The organism is Dyadobacter sp., from assembly GCF_039919315.1.
Taxonomy (GTDB): Bacteria; Bacteroidota; Bacteroidia; order Cytophagales; family Spirosomataceae; genus Dyadobacter.
This window is the reverse complement of record NZ_JBDSFX010000010.1, coordinates 31,514-48,384: the sequence shown is the minus strand read 5'-3', so window position 1 is coordinate 48,384 and position 16,871 is coordinate 31,514. Positions and strand designations below refer to the sequence as shown.

General features: G+C 46.3%; 12 protein-coding genes. All 12 read left to right on the top strand.

Going from position 1 to position 16,871, the window contains the following annotated elements; all coding sequences use genetic code 11:
• Window positions 1-9 precede the first annotated feature (9 nt).
• The 12 genes from ABIO93_RS02845 to ABIO93_RS02790 all read left to right on the top strand — a co-directional run bounded on the left by ABIO93_RS02845 (window position 10) and on the right by ABIO93_RS02790 (window position 16,869).
• Window positions 10-3,453, top strand: a complete 3,444-nt coding sequence (locus ABIO93_RS02845; RefSeq protein WP_348064219.1) for a TonB-dependent receptor — start codon at window positions 10-12, stop codon at window positions 3,451-3,453.
• A 14-nt stretch (window positions 3,454-3,467) separates the two neighbouring features.
• Window positions 3,468-4,967 carry a RagB/SusD family nutrient uptake outer membrane protein gene (locus ABIO93_RS02840; protein ID WP_348064217.1) on the top strand — a complete coding sequence of 500 codons (1,500 nt, stop codon included), beginning with the start codon at window positions 3,468-3,470 and terminating at the stop codon, window positions 4,965-4,967.
• A gap of 24 nt (window positions 4,968-4,991) precedes the next feature.
• The gene (locus ABIO93_RS02835) at window positions 4,992-6,032 is read left to right on the top strand and encodes a LamG domain-containing protein (RefSeq protein ID WP_348064216.1); all 1,041 of its coding nucleotides are present in this window, start codon (window positions 4,992-4,994) and stop codon (window positions 6,030-6,032) included.
• Window positions 6,033-6,133: 101 nt separating this feature from the next.
• On the top strand, window positions 6,134-7,426 hold the full coding sequence (locus tag ABIO93_RS02830) for a hypothetical protein (protein WP_348064214.1): 1,293 nt from the start codon (window positions 6,134-6,136) through the stop codon (window positions 7,424-7,426).
• Window positions 7,427-7,487: 61 nt separating this feature from the next.
• Window positions 7,488-8,033 (top strand): hypothetical protein, encoded by a 546-nt coding sequence (locus ABIO93_RS02825; protein WP_348064212.1) that lies wholly within the window; start codon window positions 7,488-7,490, stop codon window positions 8,031-8,033.
• 84 nt (window positions 8,034-8,117) lie between these two features.
• On the top strand, window positions 8,118-9,182 hold the full coding sequence (locus ABIO93_RS02820; RefSeq protein WP_348064210.1) for a cobalamin-independent methionine synthase II family protein: 1,065 nt from the start codon (window positions 8,118-8,120) through the stop codon (window positions 9,180-9,182).
• Window positions 9,183-9,374: 192 nt separating this feature from the next.
• A complete protein-coding gene (locus ABIO93_RS02815; RefSeq protein ID WP_348064209.1) occupies window positions 9,375-11,759 on the top strand; it encodes an ABC transporter permease in 2,385 nt (794 codons plus the stop codon).
• A gap of 445 nt (window positions 11,760-12,204) precedes the next feature.
• Window positions 12,205-13,398: a Myo-inositol-1-phosphate synthase gene (locus ABIO93_RS02810; protein ID WP_348064207.1), complete on the top strand. Its 1,194-nt coding sequence runs from the start codon at window positions 12,205-12,207 to the stop codon at window positions 13,396-13,398.
• Between the two features lie 102 nt (window positions 13,399-13,500).
• Window positions 13,501-13,674 carry a hypothetical protein gene (locus ABIO93_RS02805; protein ID WP_348064205.1) on the top strand — a complete coding sequence of 58 codons (174 nt, stop codon included), beginning with the start codon at window positions 13,501-13,503 and terminating at the stop codon, window positions 13,672-13,674.
• A gap of 34 nt (window positions 13,675-13,708) precedes the next feature.
• Window positions 13,709-14,074, top strand: coding sequence for a hypothetical protein (locus tag ABIO93_RS02800; RefSeq protein ID WP_348064203.1), 366 nt, complete (start codon window positions 13,709-13,711; stop codon window positions 14,072-14,074).
• 180 nt (window positions 14,075-14,254) lie between these two features.
• Window positions 14,255-14,995, top strand: a complete 741-nt coding sequence (locus tag ABIO93_RS02795; protein WP_348064201.1) for an Error-prone repair protein ImuA — start codon at window positions 14,255-14,257, stop codon at window positions 14,993-14,995.
• Between the two features lie 125 nt (window positions 14,996-15,120).
• Window positions 15,121-16,869 carry a serine hydrolase gene (locus ABIO93_RS02790; RefSeq protein ID WP_348064199.1) on the top strand — a complete coding sequence of 583 codons (1,749 nt, stop codon included), beginning with the start codon at window positions 15,121-15,123 and terminating at the stop codon, window positions 16,867-16,869.
• Window positions 16,870-16,871: the final 2 nt, after the last annotated feature.

The window sequence follows — 16,871 nt, the reverse complement described above, 5'->3', positions numbered from 1 at the left end:
TCACCAGCCATGCAATTACGATTACCTGAACATACTAAGACTTTCTTTTCATCCGGTATTTTACTGCTGGGCCTGCTTGTGGCGACGGTTAGTCAGAGCCAGGACATTCACGTCAGCGGTCAAAACGATCGTGGCGCGAAGACTGGTACCCTGAAAAAACCGTTGAAAAATGTACTGAAAACATTCGAAACACAATACGGCATTCAATTCGCTTACGACGACCTGCTGATCGACGGAATGATGGTACCTTCTTCGATTCCGGCTTCCAAGAATTTAAACGAAAACCTGACGCAGATCCTCGCACCGCTGGGGCTCACTTACAAGCTGGTTGACAAAGCATTGTATGTCATTCAGAGCATACCGGTGCAAAGAAAGCCAGTTGCCACGAAGGTTTTGGAAACCAGCATCTCATCCAATCGCACTGACCGTACTATCAATGGGAAAGTGGTTGACGAGAAAGGCGAGGCGGCTATTGGTGTAAGTCTGCTGCTGAAAGGTACTGCTACTGGTACTTCGACGGATGCAGGGGGGAATTTTTTCATCATCGTGCCCGAGAACGGTGGCACATTGGTGGTTTCTTACATTGGATATCTCACGCAGGAATTCCTCATTGCTAGCAGCAATAGGGTTGATATCAAGATGTTACCCGATTCAAAAGTCCTCAATGAAGTGGTCGTGATCGGCTATGGTGTGCAGAAAAAGTCAGACTTAACAGGTTCACTATCATTGATTTCGGGTAAGGAAATTGCGAACCTGCCGATGAGCAGCATTGACCAGGCTTTGCAAGGGCGTACCTCGGGTGTGAATGTGACCCAGAATACGGGAGCGCCGGGAGAGGGTGTCAGTGTACGGATCCGCGGGATAGGTTCGATTAATGATAACAGTCCACTGTTTATCGTAGACGGAATTCCGACCAAAGATGCGTTCCAGGTACTGACTCCCGGCGACATTGAAAGTATTTCTATTTTAAAAGACGCGGCCTCGGCTTCCATTTATGGCGCAAGGGCGGGCAATGGTGTGATATTGGTCACTACTAAAAGAGGAAAAACCGGCGAGCCGCAAATCAATTTCAGTTCGTTTTTTGGCTTGCAGCAACATGGCAGGCTGATCAAAATGGTGGATACGCCGAAGTATGTGGAGCTATACAACGAAGCTGCGAATACCGACAATGCACAGCTCAACAACCCGACGCTCAACAGAAAACTCATTCCTGCCGGGCTTGCAATGGCCAATACGGATTGGCAAAAAGAGATATTCCGTGTAGCGCCCATTCAGAATTACCAGCTGACGATCAGCGGCGGTACCGACAAGGTCAGGTATCTGTTGTCTGGTAATTATTTCAATCAAAAAGGCATTGTGCTTAATTCTGGCTTCGACCGGTACAGCCTGCGGGCTAATATGGATATCAATGTGACCAAGCGGCTCAAAGTGTCCACGAACATCAATATGCTTTATAGTCAGCGGAATATCGTGGGCAGTTCCGGTGACGGTTACGGAGGAAATGGTGGCAGTGTGGTCCGCTATGCATTGTTCCGGACGCCCGCTATTCCGGTTTATGATCAGAATGGAGAATTTACGGATTTACCTGACAATCCGCAGTTTTTTGGAGACGGCTACAACCCCGTCGCACTGGCCATGAAAATGGATAATAAAGAAAAACGCTACCGGGTTTTTGGCAACGCGTATTTGGAATACACGATTGTTAAAGACCTGAAATTCAAGTCGGACGGTGGTTTGAACTTTGATGTGGTGAATCAGAAACGGTTCAACGAAAACTGGGGTACCAACCTTAGGATCAACAGTCCGAGTACATTGAACAACACCATTATCCTCAATTCCACAGTCAACTTTAACAATACGCTGAGCTATCATAAGGTCATTCATGAAAAACATGACTTGTCTATTCTGGTGGGGACTGAGGCGATCAAAAGTGTCAGCAAACCTTTGGGCGCGACGGATTATAATTTCATCGACCAGATCGATAACCTGCGTTATCTGGGTCAGGGGCTCAATATTCAGTCCAGAGGCGTTTTTGAAAATGATAACCGTTGGGCATTATTTTCATTGTTTGGTCGGGCGACGTATAGTTACCAGGGTAAGTACCTGGCTTCGGCCAACATCCGTCGCGACGGCTCTTCGCGCTTCTCGGCCAATAACCGGTACGGAACGTTTTACTCAGGATCGGTAGGCTGGAACATTGATAAGGAATCTTTCATGGCTTCCCTGTCGAAAACGATCTCTCTGTTGAAAGTGAGGGCGAGTATTGGCCAGCTGGGTAATCAGGATATTGGTAATTATCCGTGGGCTTCGCTGATCGCCAGCGGCTACAATTATCCTTTTGGTTCCGAGCAGAGTCCGGCATCCGGTTATGCGATTGCCAGCCGAGGGAATACCAATGTGAAATGGGAGTCATCTACGCAGGCTGACATTGGTCTGGAAGTGGGTTTGTGGAATAACAAACTGGTGTTGGTGACCGATTATTTCAATAAAAGAACGTCCGATATGCTCATTCCGATTCCTGTTCCCAAAACTGGCGGGAGCGCTGCAGCGCCTTATGTGAATGCAGGTAAGGTGGAAAATAAAGGTCTGGAATTGGAGCTGACTTACAAAGACCATGCGGGCGATTTGGCCTTTAGTATTTCTGGCAACGTGACTTTTATCAAAAACAAAATCCTGTCCCTCACCAACGGAAGGCCCATTCCCGGCGGCAGGATTGATAATGGTGTGTTTGCAACGCGCACAGAGCAAGGTTACCCGATCGGATCTTTTTTCCTGTATCAAATGGAAGGTATTTTCCAGAATGAGGGCGATATTTTCACACATGCTTACCAAGGCAACAACATCCGCCCCGGCGATGTGAAATACAAAGACGTGGACGGCGACGGGCTGATCACCGAAAAAGACAGGACGCACGTTGGCAGTGCCATTCCCAAAGCCACATTTGGCCTGAATACCAATTTTGAATACAAAAACTTTGACTTGTCGCTGTTCTTTCAGGCTGCCACCGGTAACAAGATTTACTATCAGGTAGCAACGGACATTGAAGGTTTTTACCGCGCATTCAATGTGACCCAGCGCGTTTACGACGAACGGTGGACGGGCGAAGGAACCAGCAATACGCAACCGCGGATCTCGTGGCTGGGCTCGTCGAACAACAAATTACCATCGACGCGATTTTTGGCAGATGGCTCCTACGTGCGGATGAAGAATGTCCAGATCGGCTATACTATTAAAGATGATGCAGCTAAAAAGCTGGGATTCAGATCGGCGCGGTTCTATATCAGTGCGCAAAACCTGCTCACATTCACTAATTACCCGGGGATGGACCCCGAAATGGCTACTAGTGACAATACCAGGAACGAGCAATTTGGGGGTGATGTAGCCGCAGGAATTGACTGGGGAACGTATCCCTCAGCGAAAATTTATTCAGTAGGTATTAATCTGAATTTTTAGAAAACAGCCAGCACATGAAAATTCTCTTAAATATATGCATTACGGTCATCATTGGAACGGCTTGCGGCTGCTCAAACTTCCTGAATGAGCAGGTCAAAGCAGGTTATCCCGACGATGCATTTTACAAAACCGCCGCCCAGGCCGAACTGGCTGTGAATGCGGCCTATCAACCATTATCATTTGCAAATGACCAAAACCGGCTCTGGGTATTTGGCGACGTAGCGTCCGATGATGCCGACAAAGGCGGAAACCCAGGCGATCAGGCAGATATAGGTAACATTGACGATTTTGTCCAGATCTATCCGATCAATGGAAACATTGAAAGCGTGTGGGGAATTTACTATGAAGGCATTACGCGTTGTAATAAAATCTTGCAGCAGGTACCCACGATTGCAATGGATAAAGTACTGCAAAACAGGATATTGGGTGAAGCGCATTTTCTGCGGGCTCACTATTATTTTTATCTGGTCAACATTTTCGGACCGGTACCATTGATCCTTGAACCCAAAAATGCCCAGGAGCTTCAAATTCCGCAGAGTCCTATTGCGGAGATTTATGCTAATGCGATTGAAGCGGATTGTAAAAGTGCCATCACATTGCTGCCTGCTTTGCAAACCGATGCGGAAGTAGGCCGGGCCACCAAAGGAGCGGCTACTGCATTACTAGCGAAGGCGTATCTGTACCAGAAAAAGTGGCAGGAAGCAGCATCGACTGCTGCGCTCGTGCAACCGCTGGGCGGCTATGCATTGGCGCCGGTTTTGACGGACAACTTTAATGAGAAGTTCAAGAACAATGCAGAAAGCATTTTCTCTGTGCAACATCTGACTAACCAGGTTCCGTTTCTGGGTAACCGATTAAATCAATGGTTTGCACCGCGCACCGAATCCGGGTACTATTTTGATGTCCCTACCCAGCGTTTTGTAGATGCATTTGAAGTGACCACAGCCGGTATTCCCGATCCGAGACTGGATTATTCGGTGGGTAGAAAAGGCCAGCCCTGGCTTGATGGTGAAGCTTTCGATCCGGAATGGTCGCCAACGGGTTATCTGCAAAAGAAAAATCTGCAACCTGTTTCAGAGATTCCCAAAAGCATTAAAGGTAATGGTAACCTCAATTATGTAGCGATCCGCTACGCCGATGTACTGCTGTGGCAGGCCGAGGCATTGAATGAGCTGGGCAAGCCGGAAGAGGCGCTGAAATACCTGAACCAGGTCCGCAAGCGTGCCCGTGAAAGCTACCTGTTTGACAAAAACCTGGAAGGCTTCGGAACGATACCGAAAGGTTTGCTGGCTGATATCACCGTTACCAGCCAGAATGGATTGCGTGATATCATTCACAAGGAGCGCCGTACGGAGCTTGGCTTTGAATTTCACCGGTTTTTTGACCTGATGCGGTGGGGAAAAGAGGAAGCCATGAATGCATTGAGAGATAAAGAATCATTCAACTATGACATCAACCACTATTTCCCGATCCCGCAAAGTGAGCGGGATACTAACAAAAGTCTTACACCTTAATTTTTAATTTAAAACCAATTATCAATGAAAATCAACAAGAGTTTTGCAATTATGCTGGGTCTGTTCGCCATGTGCCTCGTATTTGTTTCCGCATGTAAGGACGATGACGATCCGGTGATCCCGCCAGTCGATAAATCAGTATTGAAAACGGCATTGGATGCGGCCAACGCTTTGTATCTCGGAGCCAAAGAAGGTACCGCAGTAGGCAGTTACGAAGTGGGATCAAAAGCTGTATTTAAAACGGCAATCGATGCCGGCCAGGCCATTCATGACAAAGTGGGCGTAACTGCGTCGGAAATCTCCAATGCGGCCGTCAATCTTAGCAAAGCTGCTGAGACTTTTACTGGTAAAAAAGTGGCTGAAATCGCACCGGAGAAACTGATCGCATTCTGGAAATTCGACGGTGACGCCAAGGACGCATCGGGTAACAAACATGATGGAGCGTTGATGAAAGGGCATGCGCGCTGGGGAGCCGGTACGCCTACATTGACCAAAGACCGTTACGGAATTGCTGACAAAGCCTATCACTTTGCCAAAGGCGCTAACGTAGAAGTACCATTTGCGACCAGCCTGAATCCGCAAAAGGAAATGACGATCAGCTTGTGGATGAAAATGGATACATTGAACTGGGCGGACAACTATATGGTGTCCCTCAATCGCTGGAATGGCTTTAAATTTCAGACTCAAAGTACAAGCCGCGCATTCCTGACCGTGCATACGGCGGATAACAAGTACATTGATAAGGATAACGAACTGGCGCTGGAAAAAGAAAAATGGTACCATCTGGCAGTGTCTTACAAATCAGGCGAAATGGCTTTTTACGTCAATGGAACTCAGGTTAAGGTGTATACCGATGTTGCCGGGGATTTTATGGCTGTATCCAATGTCAATCTGACCATTGGCCAGGATCTTCCGACTTCGGTTTACACGACTGCTTCGGATAAAGATCCGTTTTACCTGAATTATGGTGGCTATTTCAAAGGCGATATGGACGACATCCGAATGTACAATGCAGTGCTGACGACTACGCAGATCACCTCGATTTACAATGCTGAAAAACCTTGATTAACAACCGGGTAAGGTAATGAATGATCATTTCCGTGGTACCAGGCGTCATGACTTTTCAGGTCGGCGCGGGTGCCACGGATTTTTAAATGCATTGAAATATGAAAAACCGTAATTCATTCATGCTGTGGGTATTTTTGTTCCTCGCTGGATTCGCCTGCAAGGAAAAAAGAACCGACCCGGTTATTGATTCCAAGCGGCCTTTCGTCAACACGCAACATCTGGAAAACCTGTACCATGAAGTGAAAATGCCCAATGGTACCGTTGCAGGCAGTATTGTAATTTACAGCGACTTCCCGAACTACAACTGGGTGGCCGATGAAGATGAAGGGTTGACCTGCGTAGATGATGTGGCCAGGGCAGCCTTGTTTTACCTCAATGAACCGGATTTGGCCGGTAATGTTGCCAAGCAGCAGAAACTGGATAAACTGGTTGAGTTTGTCCTGCAAATGCAGGCTGAAAATGGCTATTTCTACAACTTTCTTTTTGGTAATTTAACGATTAACAAGACATTCAAGACGAGCGTGGCGGAACCGAACTGGTGGTCATGGCGTGCATTCTGGTGTTTGAATGACTGCTATGCTTATTACCAAATCAAAGATCCGGCAATGGGTGTGCGCATTGATGTGGCTACCCAAAAGCTCTGGGTATTGATTCAAAAGGATGTATTGAACAAACCACAGGTTACAGAAGTCATATCCGGTCTTACTATTCCAACCTGGCTGCCATTCGGTTCGGCTGTGGACCAGTCGGCGATCATTTTATTGGGGTTACTCTCTTACTATGAGCGTCATAATGATGCGGCGGTACTAAGCGGAATGCAGAAACTGGCAGATGGAATATTATTAATGCAAAAAGGGGAGACAGACACTTATCCATTCAAGGCGTTTTTGTCTTTTCAGGATACCTGGCATGCGTATGCGGGCGATGCTGCCTATGCATTGCTGACAGCCGGGAAAAAGTTAAAGAAAGAAGCGTGGATCAAGGCGGGCATGCAGGAAGTGGATTATTTTTATCCCTACCTGATCAGCAAAGGATATCTGGAATCTTTGCAGATCAGCCAGTCCGTTACCACGATCTCGAAAGTGAAGGAGTCGCAGTTTAGTCAGATTTCGTACGGTATCAGGCCGATGATCTGGGCTACATTGGCGGCTTATGATATCAGTAAAGACTCGAAATATTTGAAGCAAGCGGCTGACATTACAGGCTGGTATCTTAACAGAAATCCGGCCGGGGCGGTCATGTATGACACCAATACCGGCCGCTGTTTTGACGGTATCGGCTCATCATCAGACGTTAATAAAAATTCAGGCGCAGAATCCACGATCGAAGCATTGTGGGCATTTCAGAAAATCGAAAAGTACCCGGAAGTGGTGTCGTTATTGGGAAAATGAATCCAGGGATATTACTTATTGGATCATTCGTGCTAGATTTAAGGGACATCACGCACCATTAATGAAAACTGTCGCCGGGATCGTTCTTCTTTTGCTACTGCTCTGCAATATGCTCGGGCTGTCTATTGCTGTTTTGTGCTTGAATGCTCAATATGAGACAGCTGCCAAGGATGAAGAAAAAGAGGATTTACGCGTTTTAAAGGCATATGTTCCTTCAATACCTTACGCAAATGCGTGGGAAGCCAGCAACGAAAACGAGGGGCTTTACCGGATCGATGATCAGTTGTATAATGTAGTCCGGCAGGTGCATGAAAATGATACTTTGTATGTGACTTTGCAAATGAATGCCTCTGCATGGCAGCGCTTTACAGAGTTGTCGGATATGATGCAGCAAGTGAATGCAGACCAGGAGGCATCTAATCCGGTAAGTCGCACCATGAAATTGCTTCATGATTTGTTCAAAATATACTTACCTGTCAATGGCACCGCGCTCGAATGTGCTATGCGTTTTGAATGCAGGCTGCCCAAGGCCCTTTATGCTGATCTTCCATGTAGTCTGATCTCTCAGGCCCTCCAACTTCCCTCGCAACCTCCCGAAACTGTCTGAATTTTTTTGAATTTAAAATTATTTATTACCCGATTCCAGCCAACGCCGGAGCCGGGCATGTATCATTTACATTCTATCAAAAACATGACATTTATAGCCACAGAACCCATTGGAAGTATTCCAAGACCCGCTTATTTGCAACAAGCCATGCAGGCTTTTCAGAAAAATGAAATCCCGCAAACAGAACTTTCCAGACTGTTTGCCCAGGCCACACGCGAAACCATTGTCCAGCTGGAAGCCACAGGTTCTCCTGTTATTTCGGACGGAGAACAATCCAAGCCCAGCTTTGTTACTTATCCGTTGCACGGTTCTGCCAACCTGGCTGCGGGTGGCGTGGTGATCCCGTTTGCTGACGGACACACCCGCCAGTTACCCCAACTGATCGCCGGCCCATTCAAATACGAGCAGTATGCTGCTGATTATCTGATTGAAGCTAAAAAATATACCGCATTGCCGGTCAAACAAGCAGTAATCTCGGCATCAGCTATGAGCTTACTGTACCCTGCGGAAGGAATACCGGGTTATTCGCAGCAGCAGTTTATCGCCGATCTACTCGACCAAGCTGAGGCTGATATCCGCAAATGCTTTGATGCGGGTGCCTACAATGTGCAGATTGACTTTACCGAAGCACGTCTGGCGTTGAAGCTGGATCCGAGTAAAGGTTTATTGTCTCAATTCATTGATCTGAACAACCAGGTGTTCGACCGCTTTACCGCTGCCGAGCGGAGTAGGATAGGGGTTCATACCTGTCCGGGCGGTGATCACGACTCCACACATAGCGCAGATGTGCCTTATACTGAACTGCTGCCGCTTTTTTTCAAATTGCATGCCGGCAACTTTTATCTGGAATATGCAGGGGAGCAAGACAAGAAAACGGTGCTGCAATCCATCAAAGAAAATATCGGGGAGAACCAGAAGGTATTTCTGGGTGTGATCGACGTACTTAACCCGCGGATCGAAACACCGGAAGAAGTTCGTGATTTGCTGGTGGAGGCTTCGGAGTACATTCCCGTTGCGCAACTGGGATCCACTGACGACTGCGGTTTTTCTCCATTTGCTGACGATGTTTCTACCGCGCGTGAAATTGCATTTGAAAAAATAAAAGCAAGGATACAGGGTACTAAACTGGCGGAAGCAAAAGTAAAGTAGTTTTTATAATAAGGACTTGCCAGGACAAAAACACCTGGCAAGTCTAGCATAGCGACGCTGTGCGCAATCGTACGAAAACTGTCCGATTTCGAACAAAAAAAAGATCATCTTTTTTGTAACCTATTGTCAGTTTGGGACTTATCACGAGGCATAATAGTTGCAGTCAACTTCTAACCCTAAAAACTGATTCCCATGCTGAAAAACTACGTCGTCCTGGCGTTTCGTAACCTTGTCAAGGATAAATTTTACAGCCTGATCAACATTCTTGGTCTCACGATCGGCGTCACCTGCGGCATGCTGCTGTTTCTGTATGTGTCGGACGAATTGAGTTATGACCGTTACCATGAAAAAGCTTCGCGGATCTACCGGATCGTTTCCTACATTACCGAGCCGGACAAGATCAACAAATGGACCAGCACGCAGCCTCCGCTGGCCAAGACATTAAAACAGGACTATCCGTTTGTAGAGAGTTACGCACGTTTTTTTGGCAGAGGACGTACCATGTTCCTGCTTGGAGAGCGGCGCTTTTATGAAGAAGATGTATACTCGACTGACTCGACCGTATTCGATGTTTTTACTTATAAATTTCTTGAAGGCGATCCGAAATTGGCACTAGCCTCGCCTCGGAGCGTAGTACTGACGGAAAAGGTGGCGAAAAGATTTTTTGGTGAAAATGACGCATTGGGCCAGATTCTCCGTACCGACGATACCACCGCGTATAAGGTGACGGGTGTGATTCAGGATGTGCCGAAAAACTCGCATTTTACATTCAATGCGTTGATGTCGCTGGATGGAAACCAACGCAATGCGGACGGATGGGGCGGGTTTTATATCAACAGTTATTTGCTGCTATCGAAAAATGCGGATGTAAAGAAACTGGAAGCAGGTTTTCCCGGACTTTATAAGAAATATATGTCCAGCATTTTCAAGCGCATGGGTATTCACATTACCTACCAGTTGCAACCGCTGACAAGCATTCATCTTTATTCCAAATTCGACGGCGAAACCAATGGGGATATAGGCTACGTATATACATTCAGCGCGATTGCGTTTTTTATGCTCTTGATCGCCAGTATTAACTACATGAACCTGGCCACAGCGCAGTCGGCCAGACGTGCGAAGGAAGTGGGTTTGAGAAAAGTAATGGGTTCGTTGAAAGGTGCATTGATAGCTCAATTTCTGACTGAGTCGGTTTTGCTTACTTTGATTTCGCTGCTTACCAGTCTAATCCTAGTCGCAGCATTGCTGCCTTTTTTCAATCAGGTTTCGGGTAAAGAAATAGGTTATTTAGCTTTGCTAACGCCTAAATTTATGCTGATCGGTGTGGCTATTGTGGCATTTACGGGTTTGGTGAGCGGCAGTTATCCGGCTTTTTATCTGTCAGCCTTTGAGCCTGCAGCAGTATTGAAAGGATCTTATAAAGCACGCGGCGGAAGCTTTTTCAGAAAAGCATTGGTCGTGACGCAGTTCTCCATTTCAATGGTGATGTTGATCTGTACCTGGATCGTTTACCAGCAGCTCAATTACATGCGGAGTAAGGATATGGGTTACGACCGCGACCAGGTCTTGACCATTGATTATCAGGATAACCAGTCGCAAGCCAGCTATAATGCATTACGCAAATCTTTAATGGATAATCCTAATATTCAGAGTGTTGCGTCAGCCTCTTCTCCGGTGAGCAACATTGGCGGACGTATTATTTTTACGGTTGAATCCAGCACAGGAATGAAGGAAATGGGTTTCAAACCTACCCAGATCGACCATGATTATATCAAAACAATGGGCATGAAAATTGTTCAGGGCCGTGATTTTTCTGAGAAATTTCCTGCGGATACCGCAAATGGCGTGTTGATTAATGAAGCTGTGGTCAAGCGCATGAATTGGAAAGACCCGATTGGAAAGAAAATCATGCTGGGCACCGTTCCGGCAGACGGCAAAAATCCGCCTCCGACAGCGGAGGTGGTGGGTGTGGTGAGGGATTTCCACCAGCAGTCGCTTTACAACCCAATCGAGCCGCTTATTATGGTCTATCGGAAGGCCAATGGAGTGATGCATGTGAAGATCAAAACTCAGAATACGAAAGAAACGCTTGCCTACATTGGACAGAAATGGCAGGAGATTTATCCGAACCGTTTGTTTGAATACCGGTTTCTGGATCAGGATTTTCAGTCAGCATACCGCGCTGACGAGCTTCGTGGTCAGATTTTTACCGCTTTTTCCGCATTGACGATCCTGATTGCCTGTCTGGGCTTGTTTGGTTTGGCGACATTTACTACTGAGCAGCGTGTCAAAGAAATCGGTGTGAGAAAGGTGCTGGGGGGATCGGCAACGAGTGTGGTGCTGCTTCTCTCCAAGGATTTTACAAAACTTGTTTTATTCTCTTTCCCCATTGCCATTCCGATCGCTTACTTTTCAATGGATAAATGGCTGCAAAGCTTTACCTACAAAACGGATATGAATGTGTGGGTGTTCGTAGCAGCATGCGCATTGACTTTATTGATCTGCTGGTTAACCGTTATTTATCAGTCGCTTAAAGCGGCATTGGCTAACCCGGTCAAATCGTTGCGATCGGAGTAGCGACATTCAGGAGTCCTATATTAAAAGCCATTGAAGAACTTAGCAGGTTTTTCAATGGCTTTTTTGATGTGTTTTGAGTCTTGTTCAAGTTGTGTGTAGTGTCAAGTTGGGCGTAGTCTCCGACCACGTCCGAGTGTATTCCGGTCTCTGACCGGTCAAGCAACAAAATAGAAAAGACAAATTCAATTGCTCGCTGCTACCGGTCGCAGACCGTTAACACACAGACTTAGTCGGAGACTACGCCTAACTCAACATTGATGTGCGGCTTTACTTTTATTATAAAAGTTCAATTTTATTAGATTTAATGCAAACGTTTGCATTAAATCTAAATACTGTTTGAAATCATAAAATTTGTTACTCATATTTGCAAATAGGCTTTTTTTTAACTTTAAGGTGAAGAATAGCATCTTATCTATAAAATTTTATTTTAAAAAGTATAATACAAGTGAAAGAACATCAAAAAAAGATAAAGGTAGGCATCATAGGAGTAGGTAACTGCGCGAGTTCGCTGGTGCAGGGAGTGGAATATTACACTAAGTTTGCCGATCAGACTTCCGGCCTCATGGCGGACAACATTGGTGGCTATAAAGCGGAGAACATTGAATTTGTGTGTGGCTTTGAAGTAGATGAAAGAAAAATAGGTCTGATGTTGAATGAGGCCATTTTCGCAAAACCCAACTGTACCGTTGTCCTCAATGCTCAGATTGTTTCCGAAGCGCCCATTTATCGTTCGCCAGTCCTTGACGGGGTTAGCCCGCTCATGGCAGCCTACCCGGAAGAGAACCGTTTTGTGATTAGGGAGGATTTAAAAACTACTGATTTGCTGCTTGATAGGGCGAGCTATGATGCAGATTTGGTGAGCACGATACGTAATGAAATCGTTGCAAATCTGAAAAAGCATGAGACGGAAGTTTTGATCAACTATCTTCCCGTAGGTTCGCAGCTTGCAACTGAATTTTATGCCGAAATATGTCTGAAATTGGGTATTTCGCTGGTGAATTGCATTCCGGTATTCATTGCTTCCGACCCGGTTTGGGAGCAGAAATTCATTGATGCTGGCATCCCGATCATTGGCGATGATATGCGGAGCCAGTTTGGCGCCAGTATCGTTTCGCAAATGTTGCAGGAACTGGCTTTTGAGCGTGGTCATCACGTGAAAGCGCACATTCAACGAAATGTAGGTGGTAATACCGATTTCCTGAATATGGAAGATAAAAATCGCCTGAAATCGAAGAAGATCTCCAAAGAGAATGTGATCCGCGCGCAGAATGAAATTCGTGGTATCGCTACTATCGGCAGCTTTTTGCATGCCGGCCCTTCCGAATACATTCCGTTTTATGGTGATAACAAGGTTGCCAATTTCCGGCTGGAACTGGAAGGATTTATGGGAGCGCCGGTCATTCTGGATGCGCAGTTGTCGGTTCAGGATTCACCTAATTCGGCTGGTGTCGTGATTGATGCGATCAGGTATGTGTATGTGGCCAGGGAAATGGGCTTGGTAGGGGCGTTGCGAGGACCGTCGGCATCTACCCAAAAAACGCCGCCACAGCAAATGATGTTCAGGGACGCGGTGGTGGAATGTAGGGCGTTGGCGAACCGTGAACTCACCGAATCGACGAAAATGCAATTGAAAAAATGACTTAAATGGCCGGTATTTACTGCAATAACGGCTATTTATTGGGTTGCCTCTTCCAATTCACCCGATATTAGTTTTCAACCTAAAAGAAGCGTAACTTACGTGATGGAAAACAGATATAAAGCGGGGATGAATATTACTGCATCAGAGGCGCCGGAAAACAAGTTGGTAATTCTTCGTTATTACAAACGGATATACTATTGCGAGCTGGTTGGCGATACTACCCACAAATTATTATCCTATTTCGAAGGAGACCTCATCGCACCTTCAAACGCCTAGGATTTACCGTGGCGTAATTTTAAAAACAACTACATTGAAACCAACAGCCGAGCAGTTAAAAGACTTTTTTAAGTCTGATATATTTCAGATGGAGCATCTGGAAGGAAATAATTACGAAAAGGCCATTGAAGAGTTTTATCGCAGGTTTTATGCCGATTCTTCTGTGAATGAACCTTTGCCCCACCCACGTAAATGGCAGACCGCTTATGTTAGGAAATATTCGGTTAAAGCTTTTTTAAGGACTAAAGACGGGTCTATCCATCACGTTATTTTTAAGCAAGGCATTGAAGCCAACCAGATCCTGAATTTTGACGGTACTCCCTGGGAAGGCGATCCTAATTCGCTGGATGTCTGGCAGGAATATTACGAGACCGACCGGAGTCTGGAACTGACTAATTAAATTTTTTCTGGCTTTTCACTGCTTTACTATCTATCGAATCGGGTAGTATGACATCGCTTTGCCAATTCTGACGATTCCTGAGGATGTTTGACTGAATTGCTTTTTGTGATTTGAAAGTAAATTGTTATTTTTGGAATCAAAAAATTGTTATCCATAGTAACAATCAGTTCGAATTCCTCTATGAAACAGCTGGCTACAAAAAGCGACATTGTCGAGAAGTTGCGAAGCGATATTCTCTCTTTGCAGGGATTTAGCGCGCCATCTTATGATCAGCGTGCTAATTTTGGTTTAGGTCCCATTGAATCAGCATTCCCTAACGGCGTTTTCCCTACTGGCGCGGTTCATGAATTTATAAGCGATACATCCGAAAATGCTGCCGCAACGACTGGTTTTATGGCCAGCTTGTTGAGTAAGGTCATGCAGCAGCGCGGCGCATGCCTGTGGATCAGTACCAGGCGAATGGTATTTCCACCCGCATTGAAATTTTTCGGCATGGAGCCCGACAGGGTTATTTTTATTGATCTTCATAAAGAACAGGACTTGCTTTGGGCGATGGAAGAGGCATTGAAATGTGATGCTCTTGCTGCCGTAGTGGGCGAACTGAAAGAAATAACCCTCACAGAATCAAGGCGTTTGCAGCTTGCCGTGGAGCATAGCCGTGTAACCGGATTTCTCCACCGCTACAATCCGCGCAGTGCCAATACACTAGCAAGTGTTTCGCGATGGAAAATTACACCCTTATCCAGCGAACTGGAAGTAGGTATGCCCGGCGTAGGCTTTCCCCGCTGGAATGTGGCATTAGAGAAAGTTCGTAATGGCGAACCCGGCGAATGGCAGGTGGAATGGTCGCATAATGAGTTTAAGCACATGGAAGCACGCACGGCCGCTGAATCCGATGTTAGTCTGCGCAATGTTGGGTAAAATACCAGCAGGAATACCAGAATGGTGTTTACCCTTTCATCACAAAAGTATATTCATGATTTTGTAAAAGTTTGTACATTATCGTTTGTAATACTTTTCCCTTCAATTCCTACCAATTCTCAACAATGAAACCAGTTTTATCCAAACTCGTCCTGGTCATTTTGGCGCTTACCTGCTCTACCACATTCAGCCATGCGCAATCATCCGTTCCGCCAGCCCAAGTAGATTCTCTTTTCAAGGAATGGAATAAGCCTGGCATGCCAGGAGCTGCGGTAGGTGTAGTACACAAGGGTAAACTTATATACGCCAAAGGATTCGGTGAGGCGGATGTTGAAACTGGCTCTAAAATCACCCCGGAAACGATCTTTCACGTGGCATCTGTTTCCAAACAATTTACCGCTTACGCCATTGTAATGCTGGCCCAAGAAGCCAAGCTCTCGCTGGATGACGACATTCATAAGCACATTCCGGAGGTACCTGATTTTGGAAAAACCATAACGCTCCGACATTTAATCCACCATACCAGCGGCTTGCGCGACCAGTGGAATCTGCTCGTAATGGCGGGCTGGCAGCTGGACGATGTGATCACCAAACAGCACGTTCTCAACCTCGTTACCCGCCAAAAAGAACTGAATTTCGAACCCGGTTCGGCTTATGCTTACTGCAATACAGGCTACACTTTGCTGGCCGAAGTCGTGGCGCGTGTTACCAAGCAGCCGTTCGCATACTGGATGGAGCGCAATGTTTTTAAACCATTAGGAATGAAAAACACCCAGTTTTATGATAACCAGGAGGGCGTTGTAAAAGGCCGCGCTTATTCATTTCACAGGACACCGGGAACGTTGGGCCCGACTATGTTCAGCAAGAGCATTTTGAGCTATGGTAATGTAGGTGCGACCAGTTTATTTACTACTGTTAATGATCTGGCGCTCTGGATCGGGAATTTTCGGGTGACGGAAGTGGGTAGTAAAGCGACTATGACGCAAATGCTGGAACGCGGGCGGCTTACGAAGGGAGACACGCTTCCCTACGCATCCGGATTGATGCATGGTCAACACAAAGGCCTGGATTATTATGGACACGATGGGGCTGATGCTGGTTTTCGTTCACATTTGTCTTACTTTCCGAAGGAAGATTACGGTTTTATTGTGCTGAGCAACCAGGCTGAGTTTAATCCTCCGAAGAAGAGCTTTGAAATGGCTGACCTTTACCTGACTTCCTCCATCAAAGAAGAAAAACCAGCCGCCAAGGCGCCGGTAGTTGCTACGTCGGCAGCAGAATTTAAATTCGATTCAACACTTTTCAAGCAATACGCCGGAGCCTACTCTCTAACAGAAGCACCTGCGCTTGTGATGACATTTAAAAAGGAAGGCGACAAATATCTAACCCAGGTCACCGGTCAGCCGTGGTTCGAGATGTTCCCATCTTCCGATTCAACATTCTTTTTGAAAGTAGTGGAGGCGTCCATTACATTTCACCGACCGAAAGAGGGAAAAGTAAACCGTATCACATTGAAACAGAATGGCGATCATCCCGCAACACGCGTCGATCCGCAGGCCGATGCGGACATAGCGCGTGAGCAATTTGTGGGCAAATATTACAGCCCGGAATTAGAAACACTCTACACAATTGAGCTGAAAAACAATGTACTCAAACTCATTCACGTACATCACGGTGAAGTGGATCTGAAAGTCATGAACAAGGACCGCTTGAATGCTCCGTGGTGGTTTGTTCAGAATATAGATATTGTAAGGGACGCGGCTGGCAAGGTTCTTGGTTTGAAAATGACCAACGGACGTGTCGCGAATTTGTGGTTCAAGCGACTGCCCGATGATTTTACGACGGTAACAGCACCGCCGGCAACTGGCAAATAGCC